The sequence below is a fragment of the Lacinutrix sp. MedPE-SW genome (assembly GCF_001874145.1).
Taxonomy (GTDB): Bacteria; Bacteroidota; Bacteroidia; order Flavobacteriales; family Flavobacteriaceae; genus Lacinutrix.
In genome coordinates this window covers 184,254-196,753 of the sequence record NZ_MPCX01000005.1, presented here as the reverse complement: position 1 = coordinate 196,753, position 12,500 = coordinate 184,254, and the positions used below count along the sequence as shown (strand labels likewise).

The 12,500-nt window shown below is 30.6% G+C and carries 11 protein-coding genes; 4 read left to right on the top strand and 7 right to left on the bottom strand.

All coding sequences use genetic code 11. From position 1 onward, the window contains the following. Positions 1-120 precede the first annotated feature (120 nt). The 4 genes from ruvX (at position 121) to mazG (ending at position 2,486) form a co-directional block, all read left to right on the top strand. Positions 121-531 (top strand): Holliday junction resolvase RuvX, encoded by a 411-nt coding sequence (ruvX, locus tag BM549_RS07000; protein WP_013868851.1) that lies wholly within the window; start codon positions 121-123, stop codon positions 529-531. Positions 532-535: 4 nt separating this feature from the next. Further along, positions 536-1,126, top strand: a complete 591-nt coding sequence (gene def / locus BM549_RS06995; RefSeq protein ID WP_290469613.1) for a peptide deformylase — start codon at positions 536-538, stop codon at positions 1,124-1,126. 85 nt (positions 1,127-1,211) lie between these two features. Next, positions 1,212-1,628, top strand: a complete 417-nt coding sequence (locus BM549_RS06990) for a DUF5606 domain-containing protein (protein WP_013868849.1) — start codon at positions 1,212-1,214, stop codon at positions 1,626-1,628. A gap of 84 nt (positions 1,629-1,712) precedes the next feature. Beyond that, the gene (gene mazG / locus BM549_RS06985) at positions 1,713-2,486 is read left to right on the top strand and encodes a nucleoside triphosphate pyrophosphohydrolase (protein WP_290469612.1); all 774 of its coding nucleotides are present in this window, start codon (positions 1,713-1,715) and stop codon (positions 2,484-2,486) included. Between the two features lie 296 nt (positions 2,487-2,782). Here the strand turns inward: mazG and BM549_RS06980 are convergent, their stop codons facing one another. The 7 genes from BM549_RS06980 to BM549_RS06950 form a co-directional block, all read right to left on the bottom strand. Continuing rightward, positions 2,783-4,783 carry a DUF349 domain-containing protein gene (locus BM549_RS06980; RefSeq protein ID WP_290469611.1) on the bottom strand — a complete coding sequence of 667 codons (2,001 nt, stop codon included), beginning with the start codon at positions 4,781-4,783 and terminating at the stop codon, positions 2,783-2,785. Positions 4,784-4,885: 102 nt separating this feature from the next. After that, positions 4,886-5,623 (bottom strand): shikimate dehydrogenase, encoded by a 738-nt coding sequence (locus BM549_RS06975; RefSeq protein ID WP_290469610.1) that lies wholly within the window; start codon positions 5,621-5,623, stop codon positions 4,886-4,888. Continuing rightward, positions 5,616-6,635: a DUF368 domain-containing protein gene (locus BM549_RS06970; protein WP_290469609.1), complete on the bottom strand. Its 1,020-nt coding sequence runs from the start codon at positions 6,633-6,635 to the stop codon at positions 5,616-5,618. The genes BM549_RS06975 and BM549_RS06970 overlap by 8 nt, the downstream gene beginning before the upstream one ends. Beyond that, a complete protein-coding gene (locus tag BM549_RS06965) occupies positions 6,635-7,645 on the bottom strand; it encodes a DUF368 domain-containing protein (protein WP_290469608.1) in 1,011 nt (336 codons plus the stop codon). Before BM549_RS06965 ends, BM549_RS06970 begins: the two co-directional genes overlap by 1 nt. A gap of 193 nt (positions 7,646-7,838) precedes the next feature. Further along, a complete protein-coding gene (locus BM549_RS06960; protein WP_290469607.1) occupies positions 7,839-9,224 on the bottom strand; it encodes a tetratricopeptide repeat protein in 1,386 nt (461 codons plus the stop codon). Positions 9,225-9,375: 151 nt separating this feature from the next. Next, positions 9,376-10,566 carry an aspartate aminotransferase family protein gene (locus BM549_RS06955; protein ID WP_290469606.1) on the bottom strand — a complete coding sequence of 397 codons (1,191 nt, stop codon included), beginning with the start codon at positions 10,564-10,566 and terminating at the stop codon, positions 9,376-9,378. 5 nt (positions 10,567-10,571) lie between these two features. Continuing rightward, on the bottom strand, positions 10,572-12,392 hold the full coding sequence (locus BM549_RS06950; protein ID WP_290469605.1) for an OstA-like protein: 1,821 nt from the start codon (positions 12,390-12,392) through the stop codon (positions 10,572-10,574). Between the last annotated feature and the right edge of the window lie 108 nt (positions 12,393-12,500).

Genomic DNA, 12,500 nt, shown 5'->3' with positions numbered 1-12,500 from the left:
CTCTGCGAGGAGCTTCAACAAATGCCTCCATCCTTCACGCAAATATAACCTCTATTTATAATTTGGCATAATATTTTATGTATGTAGTATATAAACATTAAATTTGCATAAAAAATAATAATGGCTCAAATTCTAGCAATAGACTATGGTAAAGTAAGAACTGGATTAGCAGTAACAGACGATATGCAAATTATCGCCTCTGGCCTAACCACGGTTGCTACCACAACATTATTAGATTTTTTAAAAGACTACACAACAAAGGAAAGCGTAGAGTTGTTTTTGGTTGGCGAACCAAAACAAATGAATAATCAGGCTAGCGAAAGCGAAGCCTTAATAGCACCTTTTATAAGTAGATTACGCACCTTTTTTCCACACATACCAATTAAAAGAGTAGACGAGCGTTTTACATCTAAAATGGCAGTACAAACAATGATTGATAGTGGTTTAAAGAAAAAACAAAGACAAAATAAAGCATTAGTAGACGAAATTAGTGCAACAATAATATTACAAAGTTACCTTTACAATAAATAATAATATGGTATTACCAATAGTCGCTTATGGCGATCCAGTTTTAAAAGTTAAAGCTAAGGAAATCGATAAAGATTATCCAAATCTTAAAGAACTTATAACAAACATGCAAGAAACTATGCATGGCGCTTATGGTGTAGGTTTAGCAGCACCACAAATAGGTTTGCCAATTCGTATGTTTTTAGTAGATGCATCTCCATTTGCAGACGATGATGTATTAGAAGACGATGAGCGCGCATTTTTAAAAGATTTTAAACACACATTTATAAACCCAACAATTTTAGAAGAATCTGGAGATGAATGGGCATTTAACGAAGGCTGTTTAAGCATACCAGATGTTCGTGAAGATGTGTTTAGAAAACCTAATATTAAAGTAGAATATTTTGATGAAGACTTTAAAAAGCATACCATGGAATTAAGTGGTTTAGCAGCTAGAGTTTTCCAGCATGAGTACGACCACATTGAAGGTATTTTATTTACAGATAAATTATCATCATTAAAAAAACGTTTAATAAAAGGAAAACTACTTAATATCTCTAAAGGTAAAATTAATGTAGAGTATAGAATGAAGTTTCCTAACCTAAAAAAGAAACGTTAAAAACTTGCAAAACACAATCGTGTACAAGATATTTGCGCTCCTTAGTTTAAAAATTAAGTGATAGCAAACAAAAAGAAACAATAATATGGCATTAGATAAAATTTTAGCAATTTCAGGAAAACCAGGTTTATACGAGTTAGTAACACAAACTAGAGGAGGATTTATTGCAAAATCTTTAGTAGATAATCGTAAAATCTCTGTAGGTATCCAGCAAAACGTAAGTGTTTTAAGTGAAATAGCTATTTATACTTTAACAGAAGAAGTACCATTACGCGAGGTTTTTAATAAAATAAAAACTAAAGAAAACGGTGCGCAAACAAGTGTAAGCCATAAAGAATCTAAAGATAAATTAGAAGAATATTTCTTCGATGTATTACCAGATTACGATGAAGATAGAGTATATGCAAGCGATATTAAAAAAGTAATACAGTGGTATAATACGTTACAAAAAAACGACTTATTAGATTTAGAAGATACTAAATCTACAGATGAAGAAGAATAAAACGCTTAATCTAAACATAAATTAAAATCCAGCTTTTAAGCTGGATTTTTTTGTTTTTAAATACCTTTACAAAAACTTTTTTACATGAATTCTAGAGCCAATCAATTAAAAGCATTCGATAGATTATTAACTATTATAGACGAGTTGCGAGAGCAATGTCCTTGGGATAAAAAGCAAACTATGGAAAGTTTAAGGCATCTTACCATAGAAGAAACTTACGAGCTTGGTGACGCTATTTTAGATAACGACCTAGAAGAAATAAAAAAAGAAGTTGGAGACCTCATGCTGCATTTGGTTTTTTATGCTAAAATAGGAAGCGAAACAAACGCTTTTGATATTGCAGATGTTTGTAATTCTATTTGCGAAAAACTTATACACAGGCATCCACATATATATGGTGATGTAAAAGTAAAAGATGAAGAAGAAGTAAAGCGTAATTGGGAGAAACTAAAACTTAAAGAAGGAAAGACAAGTGTTTTAGAAGGTGTGCCCAAAAGTTTACCAGCTTTAGTAAAAGCCAGTAGAATACAAGATAAAGTTGCAGGTGTTGGTTTTGATTGGGATGCACCAGAACAAGTTTGGGAAAAAGTTGAAGAAGAGCTTAAAGAATTTAAAGCAGAAGTTGAGCATAACGATGCCAATAAAATGGAAGATGAGTTTGGAGATGTTTTATTTTCTCTAGTAAATTATGCACGATTTAAAAATATAAATCCAGAGAATGCTTTAGAGCGAACCAATAAAAAATTTTCAAAGCGTTTTAAGTATATAGAGGCAAAAGCAAAGGAATTGAATAAAGATTTAAAGGATATGACTTTAGCAGAAATGGATGTTTTTTGGGAAGAAGCAAAAAAAATATAACTTTTTTTTCAATATCGAAATCCAAATTTAAAATTGCTGCGTATATATATTAAATGACATTCTTTCTTCATTGGAAAATTGGTTAATAGCGTAAACTTTTATAATGTCATTTTATATAATAAATTATTTCTAGTAAGCGAAATAGAAATAATTGGTTAGTTTAGTTAGGAGCCAAAATCCTGTTTGATTTAAATCGAACAGGATTTGGTTTTTTTAAACGTTTTACATTTATACAATTAAAAAAAAATACCCGTTATAAAACGAGTATTTTAATAGTTATTATAGTAAAATATTATTTATTCTGCATCATTATTATCTGCTGTATTAGTTTCTTCTGTAGTGGCTTCTTCTGCTTTAGCTTTAGCATTTTCCATTACTTTAATTTTTTTAAGTTTAGCTTTCCAAGTTTTTAAAGCTTCGGTATGCTTATCTATATTATCATATACAGATTTTACTAATGGGTTTTTTCTATCAGCGTCTTTAAAAAACAATAAGTTGTTTTGCAATTGGTTTATTTCACCTTTTGTTTCATCAATTTTTTTTCTAATAAAATTGTACTCGTTTTGTAAAGCTCTTTGATCTCTAGCAGAAGATAAATCTTGAAGTTTGTTTTCGTACTTCATCATTTCTACTTCACTTTTATTCATATCTAACGTGCCAAACAACGTATCAAGTGCTTTATTAAAATCACTTTCAATTTTACGTTTATTACTTGGCACACGACCTATGTTTTTCCAGTTTGCAATATGTTGTTTTATGGTTGCTAAATCTGCTTTTTGTTCTCCAGTAAGTTTTGTCTCTTTTACAAGTTTTAGCATACTTTCTTTATCTGCATAGGCTTTTTCTTCCTCTGCACTAGCTTCATTACGTTTGGCATGCAAGCGGTCGAAATAGTGATTGCACGCAGCTCTAAATTGTTTCCAGATTTTGTCGCTATCTTTTCTTGGTACATGACCAATGCGTTTCCAGTCGCTTTGAATTTTTTTCATTAGTGCAGTGGTTTTTTCAAAATCGTCACTGTCTTTATTGTCTTCTGCAATTTTTACTAATTCTCGTTTTTTCTCAAGATTAACGTATTGGTCCTTTTTTAAATTTTTATAAAAGGCATTTTTCTTATGGTTAAAATCTCTAACAGCTTCTTTAAATTTCGCCCAAGTAGCTTCGTTTACCTTGATTGGTACCTTTCCGGCTTTAAAGAATTCTTCACGTAAGGCTTCGATTTCTTTAATTTTATTTTGCCAGCTTTTGTGGTTGTCTTGTGTATTCTGGGTTTTTTCTTTTATAAGAGCAATAATACCTTGTTTTAATTCAAGGTTTTTCTCGTATAATTCATCGAGATGTTTAAAGTAATCTTGCCTTTTAGCATTAATAGCTTTTGTTGCTTGTTTAAAACGCTCCCAAATTACTTCGCGGTGTTCTTTTGCTACAGGACCTAAATCTTCTTTCCAAAGTTTGTGTAGTGCTTGTAGTTCTCTAAAAGCACGATTGGTGTTTTCTTCATTAACTAACTCTTCTGCACGTTCTATTATCTTGGTTTTTTTCTCAAGATTATGCTCAAAATCTTTGTCTCTTAAATCGCGATCTAAATGTAATAAATCGTAAAAACGCTCTACATTAAAATGGTAGCTATTCCACGCATTATTATACTTGTCTCTAGGTATTGCACCTGCGTTTTTCCACTGTTCTTGCAGATCTTTAAATTCTTTGTACTTACTATTCATAGTGCCATCACTATCTGTAAGTGCTTTAATTTGATCTATAATAGATAGTCTATTTGCTAAATTATCTTTAAGTCCTTTTTCTAAATTTTTATAATGCGCTGTTAATTTAGTACGGTATTCTTTATATATATCTTTAAAGCTTCGTTGCAATGGATTTGTGTAGTGAAAATCTATTTCGTTGCCACCTTTGCTTAAAAAGTCTTCCTTTTTTTCGTCTAAAAGTGCATTAAATTTTTCTGTGAATTCATTTTTAATATCATCCACATGCTTTTTTATAGCTTGAATTTTATGGTTTTTCACTAATTTTTCAAGCTCAATCACCAATTCGTCAAGAGACATTGCGTGGTAATCTTTGTCTTCGATAGTGTGTCTATCACTATTACCTTCATCTTCTGCATCTTCGGCGTTTGATTCATCAATTTCATTAATGAGGTCATCGTCGCTTGAGTCGCTATTAGTGTTTTGAGTTGTTGAATCTTCAGTTAAAGAAGGTGTTGTTTCTTCTTCTGAAGTGTTTTTGGTAGGGTTATTATCCTCAATTCCATCTGCGTTTAGCAGGTTATCTTGCTCAGACATTTCTTTAAATGTTATAGTTCTAATAAAAATTTTAGACTTTAAAGATAGTAAAATTGCATCATCTTCAAAGGTTGAAGCGTTATAAAGCTAATATTATTTACTTTACTTGTTCCATATTTGCCATGATTTTTCGGCTTGTAGTGCTAGCATATCATAACCGTTTATAATTTTAGCTTCTTTTTGTTTTCCTAAATTTAAAAACTTTGTTTCAGACGGATTGTATATTAAATCGAAAAGTAAGTGCTTATTTGTTAAGTATTGGTACGGTATATCTGGATAGCTTTCAATATTAGGATGTGTGCCTAAAGGCGTGCAATTAATTATAATTTTGTGATTTTCTATAATGGTTTTATTTAAATCTGAATATGTTATTTCATTTTTGTTTTTAGGTGTTCTTGATACAAAAAGAAACTCAATATCTAATTTTTTTAAGGCATAAGCTACGGCTTTACTTGCGCCGCCAGTACCTAAAATTAAAGCTTTTTTATGGTATGTTTTTAGGTGTGGTTTTAAGGTGTTTTTAAAACCATAAAAATCTGTATTATAGCCAACATATTTGCCTTTTTTTGTAATTTTTATTGTGTTTACAGCACCAATTGCTTTGGCTTTTTTGTTTAGTTTATCTAAATATGGTATTATGCTTTCTTTGTAAGGGATTGTTACGTTAAAACCTTCAATAGCCTTATTTTTTTTTAATTCTTTTTTAAATAAATCTATAGATACTAAATCAAAATTTTCATAGGAGGCATCGCTAATATCTTCAGTTTTAAACTTTATTTTAAAATAGTTTCTTGAAAAAGAATATTCTATATCTTTTCCTATTAATCCAAATTTACGCATTAATTTTTTTTGTTTTTCTACCGTACCATTCTAAACTAAGTACAATTGCTATTCCTATTGCTATATATATAATGGCTAAACTAGTTTCAAAATCAAATTCTGGCCAATACCTTTTGTAGTTTTCTACTATAAGTTTCCCTGTAGAATCTACTAAATATTCTCCAGTATTATCATTTTTATAAATTGTTTTTTTCCATGGCCAAACAACGCCTAACGAACCAACTATAAAACCAATTATAGATGCTGTTGTAACACTTTTATAATTTTTTAAAATATAGTTTAATACATGAGAAAATGTAATTAAACCTACTAAAGATCCTAGTGTAAAAACGGCTAAAACTTTAAGCATTTTAATACGCTCTACATTATCTACAAAACTAAAATTACCACCTAATATTTCGAAAAAAGTATCATAAAGTGCATTAACCGAGTCTACTAAAAGCAATACGTAATTACCTAGAAGAATTAAAATAAAAGACCCAGAGAAGCCTGGTAAGGTCATGCCAGAGACACTAATTATGCCACAAATAAATACAAACCAAAGGTTATCGTTTTGTGTTGCAGGATCAAGAAAACTAATACTTATACCTATTGCTGCACCAATACCTAGAGCTGCATAGGTTGTTATTTTCCAGTCTTTAAAATCTTTACTTAAATAATATATAGAACCTAAAATCATACCAAAAAAAACACTCCAAACATACAACTCGTTATGTTTTATTAAATAGTCTAAGATTTTGGATACACTAAAATAGCTTACTATCATTCCAAAAAATAGTAAGCCTAAAAACCTACCATTTATATATTTATAAAATGCTTTAAAATGACCATTTAAAATTAGTTTAAAAGCAGTAGCATTAATACGTTGAAGAGAGTAAATGAATTCTTCGTAAAAACCAGCAACAAAGGCTACAACGCCTCCAGATATACCAGGAACTTTGTTTGCAGCACCCATGCCTAATCCTTTTAAGATTAGAAATAATTTATCTTTAAAGGTGCGAGTACTTTCCATTATTTTGCTTTTGAGCCAACATATTCTAAAATGAATATGGTTAAAAATCCAGCAGCCATTAAGATAATTGCTGGCAAGGTTTGCGGCGAAATATTTTGATTTATCTCTGAAAATTGGAATGGTAGTATACTACTTTCTGTAACTGTTTTAAAAGATTCGAAATTATTTAAACTTTTTTGATATACAGCCAATGTTCCTAAATCTGAAACTGCAGAAAAAGGTATAATTTCTCCTGATGCATCATCCATTACAGTTAAGGTTTGTTTCCAAGGCCAAACTTTATTTAAAGAACCTAATATAAAACCAGTTAATAAAGCTAAAGTTGCATTATGATAGTTTTTAAATAGCCATTTTAATATACGGCTAAAACTTAATAGACCAACAATAGCTCCTGTAGCGAAAATGGCTATTTTTTTTAAATCGAAATCATGAAAGGCATTACTAAGTGTTTTGTAAGCTCCTAAAATAACTAGAATAAATGAACCAGAAATTCCTGGCAAAATCATAGCACAAATAGCTATTGCACCTGCAAAAAACAAAAACCAGGGATTGTTATTTGCAGCCATAGAAGGCAAGCTAGTTATATAATAAGCTAAAACGGCTCCAATTATTACTGCTAATATTGTTAAAGGTCTCCATTTAGTTATTTGCTTCCCAACAAAATAAATACTTACTAGTATTAAGCCAAAAAAGAAAGACCAAATTAAAATTGGATGTTGCTCTAACAAGTATTTGGCAATTCGCATGAAAGAGACAAAACTTACAATTATTCCTAGTAGTAATGCTAGTAAAAAATTACCATTTGCTTTTTGCCAAAAGGCTTTAATACCTTCGTTTTTTAAAGTTTTAAATAGTGATAGATTTATGTTACTTATTGTTGTAATAAGTTCTTCGTAAATTCCAGAAATAAATGCTATGGTGCCACCAGAAACTCCTGGTACAGCATCTGCAGCTCCCATGGCAATTCCTTTAAGCGAAACAAGTAAATAATCGGTGAGTTTTCTTTGCATTAAAACTATATTTAAATGGGATTATTTTTAGTCGACTATAAATTAAGGTTTAGTTAACCCTTAAATTGTTTAGATGTTTTTAAAATTATAATTGCACTAAAAATATATAAAACCACTTATATTATCTATATCAAAGGTATGTAATTTTAAATAGATTGTTTTAGTTTTAAGAGATGAAAAAAGATAATATGGATTACCTTTTTATCATCTTTTTAACAAGTAGAGATTGATAAACCAAAGGAAATAACTCTTCTAATATTATAATATGCTCAGCATCAAAACGCATGGCGTTTTTTAAATGATAGCTTGCTTTTTCTTGTTCAAATAATTGATAGTATAAACCAGCTAATCTAAACTCTATTTCAGCATTTTCAGGATAAAACTCTGCAGCTTGTATTAAATTTAAGGTTGCAGCTTCTAATTCTCCTAGTTCTTTCAACAAATCGGCACGCATTAACCAAGTTTCTAATTCGTAGTTACCAAGTTCTATAGCACGTTTGTGTCCTTTTTCGGCTTCTTCTAGAAAATTTAAACGGTGATTAATTTTAGCGTATAATTTCCAATATAAAACATTTTCGCTATCTATATTAATGGCTTTATTAATATAATACAATGCTTTTTGGTAATTACCTTGTTTACTGTAAAATTTAGTAATTGCAATCCAACCTTTATCTAATAAAGGGTCTTCATGTACAGTTTGATAAAAATAATTTTGTGCTAACTCATTATTGCCTAATTTTTCGTGGCAATGTCCAATACGTAATAAAGCGAAAGATGTTGGGTCTTCTAGACTTAATGTAATAGTATAATTTTCTATAGCTTCGTTGTATTGTTTTAGTTTTTCTAAAACTTTTCCTTTTTCAATATATGCACCTACAAAAGTATCGTCACTTATTATTGCAAAATCGAAAGCACTTAAAGCTTTTTCATAATCTTTTTGCTCAAAGTATTGTCTGCCTAATTGGTGCCAAGCAACTTCACAATATGGGTTTTTATCAAGGTATTTTGTTAAAAAACTTATGGCTTCTTCAGTTTCATTTAAAAAGTCAAAACAGTAAATTATATTATAAAGCGAAGCATAATCTTCAGGATTTTGTTCTAAGCAACGCATAAAATTATCTCTAGCTAAATCGAAACGATCTAAAAATAAATATTCCATTCCTATAATAGAGTACAAATCTGAAGTGTCATCAGCTAAATCTAATGCTTTTTGTAACACACTTATAGCCTCGTTATGTTTATCTTCTTTTGATAAAATATTTGCTTTTTGAATGTAGATTTCTTCGTTTGAAGGTTCTATAAGATGTAATTGGTCTAATAAATCATTTGCTTTTTCTAGTTCATTTTCAAAAACAAATACTTCAATTTTAAAGAGTTTTAAATTTGTAGATGTTGGGTGTTGGTCAAGTCCTAATTTTATAGCTTTTTTAGCCAATGCTACTTTGCCATTATTTAAATAATGGTGAATAATATTTTCAAATTCATTAGAATCGAAAAACAAAATATTATTTGTTTTTAACATAGATTCAAACTTCGAAAGTGAAATTTTGTTATGTTCTTCTTCTTGGCTAAATTCCATAGGCACATTTTCTAGCGTTCAACAATAATAAAAGTAGTACTCAATTGTCCATTTTTAAGGCGTAATCACTAAATGTTTTTAACAAAGTAATCAACAACCTAAAATTTTAAACTAATACAGCACTTTATAATTTGATTAACAGATAATTAAATTAATTGTTTTCGCTTTGTATTTTATTAAGTAATTCAATAATGATGCCACAGCCATCAATAATTTCTTGATTAGATATAGTTAGTGGTGGTGTAATTCTAATTGCTTTTGGCTCGAAAAGCAACCAAAAAGAGATTAGTCCAGCGTCTTGGGTATTTAAAATCAACTGGTTAGTGATTTCTGCAGAAGGAGTTATAGCAGCTAACATTAATCCTTTTCCTCGAATTTCGGTAATTAATTCGTGTTTTAAATGTTGTCTTATAAGTTGTTCTTTTTCTAAAGCTTGTGACATTAAGTCACTACTAATTACTTCTTGCAAGGTTGCTAGGGCAGCGGCAGCAATAACTGGATGGCCACCAAAAGTAGTTATATGACCTAGCTTAGGGTTATCTTGCAAGCAATCCATTAACTGGCTTGATGCTGTAAACGCACCAATTGGCATACCGCCACCAAGGCCTTTTCCTGTTACTAAAATATCTGGATTGCAATTATAATTTTGAAAACCAAAAAGTTTTCCAGTTCTACCAACTCCAGGCTGTATTTCGTCTAAAATTAAAAGCGCACCAACGTCATGACATCTTTTTTGTACTTTTTGTAAGTAGTTGTTTTTTGGCTCTATAAAACCTGCGCCACCTTGTATAGTTTCAAGAATTACGCAAGCGGTTTTATTTGTAATGTGCTTTAAATGTGGTTCGTGATTAAAAGTTATATGGCTCACTTCTGGTAATAACGGACGAAATGGAGCTTTGCGTTCTTCAAAATCCATTAAACTTAAAGAGCCCATAGTATTACCGTGGTATGCGTTGTGAGCTGCAATAATTTGACTCCTTCCTGTTGCACGTCTTGCGAGTTTTATAGCACCTTCAATAGCTTCTGTTCCAGAGTTAACTAGGTATGTTTTTTCTAAATTTTCTGGCAGATGTTTTGCTAATAATTTAGTGAGTTCTACAGCTGGTTTTTGTACATATTCACCATAAACCATAACGTGTAAGTACTTGTCTAGCTGCTGTTTTATTGCTGAAATTACTTTTGGGTGATTATGACCTAAAGTACAAGCAGAAACACCTGCAACAAAGTCTAAATATTTGTTGTTTTGGGTATCGTATATATAAGAGCCTTTAGCGTGTGAAACTTCCATTGCTAAAGGATAAGGTGAGGTTTGTGCTTGATATTTAAAGAAATCGTTTTGCATTATTTCTACTCTTCGTCTTTACTGCTAGCTTTTATAGCAGGTACCAATTTAGGTTGTTTTAAAATCTTTTTTGGTATTTGTCTTGAAGCTTTAGGTTCTGGCTCATTAGTTTCACTTGTTATACCGCTAACTCTAATTTTTGGTTTTGCTTCTTCATCTGCTTTTTCAACACGGTCTAAAAGTGCTTTATCAAAAAATTCTTCTTCTGGTACAAAAGGTTCTAAACCATTAATTTTTACAAGTTCTAAAGGAGGATCGTCTTTAAATAAATCTTCAACATTTAACGGTCTTTCATCTTCACGCCAATCAAATCCAACTAATTTTTTTGAGTTTTTAGGAAATTCTTCTTCAGGAAATGTTTTGGCTTCAGGATTTAAAATACGTTTATACATATCTATATCTCCATTGCTAAACACCATTTCTATATTTGCAGATCTTGCTTTATCTATGCCTACAAGTTCGTCATTTTCATCTCTCATATAAAAAATGGATTCTGCATTTTTATAAATATTTACATTTTTTAATTGGTTTTCTGTATCAAACAAACCAATAAGTCGTTTTCCTTTTATTTGGCTGTAACCGTCGTCGCTTAGAGTGTCTTTACTAATCATGAAAGCATTTTCAAATACAATTAAAGAATCAATTTTTTCTGTATCTGGATTAGATTTTAAGTGAATTGTATCTCCAGTCATTTGGTTTTTTAAATTCCATAGTATTGGTCTTCTTTTTGTTGCAAATGCCTCTTGAGAAGATGATTGAGATAAATTAATTAATTGTGTTAAACCTGTTTGATGATTTACGTGAATAGAATCTGCTTTACCACTAACATCAGATTTATAAAGTTTTGCATTTCTAAAAGCACGTGTTATTCTATGGTTCTCTTTACCTGTAACCATTAAAGTATCTGCGTGTAAGTAGATGGAGTCATTTTCTTGTAGGCTTACAGCTAGTGCGCGTTTGGTTACAAAAGCAGAATCTTTTGCTTTGTAAACTTCTGCATAGTGACCTCGAATAATACTGTTATTAATTGTATCTGTAATTGTAATATTATTTGTTGCTGAAGCGAAATCTATTTTTCTATCAAAATACATGCTGTCTCCAACAACTTGGCGGTTATCGTAATCTATTTTAGAGTTTTTAATAAAATAGCCTGTATCTTCATTTGTGTCGTAAAAACCGCGCTCACAATAAATGGTACTTGTTTCTCCTACTATTGTTGATGGTCCATACATGTATGCATGGCCACTTTCTGAATAAAAATCTAATTGATTTGTTGTTAATGTATATTCTGGATTTACAAGTTCTACTGTGTTTAAAAAGCGGTATTTCTTTTTTTGCATATAGTAACGACCAACAGTACTGGTAATTGTCCCTGAAGAGTCGCGAACTACTTTTCCAAAATCGTTATAAAAAGCTTGTTGTTTAGTACGGTCAAAAAATAATTTTTCGGTAGTTAGAGTAGAGCTTGGCTCGGTTAAAACAACTTCTCCCTTAGCAACTGCTAATTGGGTTTTACCACTATACTCTGCATATTTTGCTACCATTTGTATGGTGTCGCCTTGTTTCATTAAAACATTACCGTAAGCTTCAACAAAATTTTCTTTTCCGTAAACTACGGCTTGATCACACCACATATCTATACCATCATGGTAGACGTGTACTTGACCTGCATCACTACGCGTTAATATTCTTGCTCCAGGAAATTTTTCTTCGTCTATAGAACCAAAGGCTCCAGAGTCTTTAATTTCTATATTTTTTTGTTTTTGAGCAAAACTTTGAGTTGCTATAAAACTGAAAAATAAAAGTATAAATAGGTTTTTAAACATCTTGTTTTTAGAGTTTGAACAAAAATAACGATAATAATGAGTTGACATTATGTATTGGCATAAATTTAATAGTAGTATAATACCAAAAAACCTGCCGAAAATTATTTC

What these genes read in the sequence shown, in the direction of transcription:
- ruvX (WP_013868851.1), top strand. Translation starts at nt 121, where the DNA reads ATGGCTCAAATTCTAGCAATAGACTATGGTAAAGTAAGAACTGGATTA.
- def (WP_290469613.1), top strand. Translation starts at nt 536, where the DNA reads ATGGTATTACCAATAGTCGCTTATGGCGATCCAGTTTTAAAAGTTAAA.
- BM549_RS06990 (WP_013868849.1), top strand. Translation starts at nt 1,212, where the DNA reads ATGGCATTAGATAAAATTTTAGCAATTTCAGGAAAACCAGGTTTATAC.
- mazG (WP_290469612.1), top strand. Translation starts at nt 1,713, where the DNA reads ATGAATTCTAGAGCCAATCAATTAAAAGCATTCGATAGATTATTAACT.
- BM549_RS06980 (WP_290469611.1), bottom strand. Translation starts at nt 4,783, where the DNA reads ATGTCTGAGCAAGATAACCTGCTAAACGCAGATGGAATTGAGGATAAT.
- BM549_RS06975 (WP_290469610.1), bottom strand. Translation starts at nt 5,623, where the DNA reads ATGCGTAAATTTGGATTAATAGGAAAAGATATAGAATATTCTTTTTCA.
- BM549_RS06970 (WP_290469609.1), bottom strand. Translation starts at nt 6,635, where the DNA reads ATGGAAAGTACTCGCACCTTTAAAGATAAATTATTTCTAATCTTAAAA.
- BM549_RS06965 (WP_290469608.1), bottom strand. Translation starts at nt 7,645, where the DNA reads ATGCAAAGAAAACTCACCGATTATTTACTTGTTTCGCTTAAAGGAATT.
- BM549_RS06960 (WP_290469607.1), bottom strand. Translation starts at nt 9,224, where the DNA reads ATGGAATTTAGCCAAGAAGAAGAACATAACAAAATTTCACTTTCGAAG.
- BM549_RS06955 (WP_290469606.1), bottom strand. Translation starts at nt 10,566, where the DNA reads ATGCAAAACGATTTCTTTAAATATCAAGCACAAACCTCACCTTATCCT.
- BM549_RS06950 (WP_290469605.1), bottom strand. Translation starts at nt 12,392, where the DNA reads ATGTTTAAAAACCTATTTATACTTTTATTTTTCAGTTTTATAGCAACT.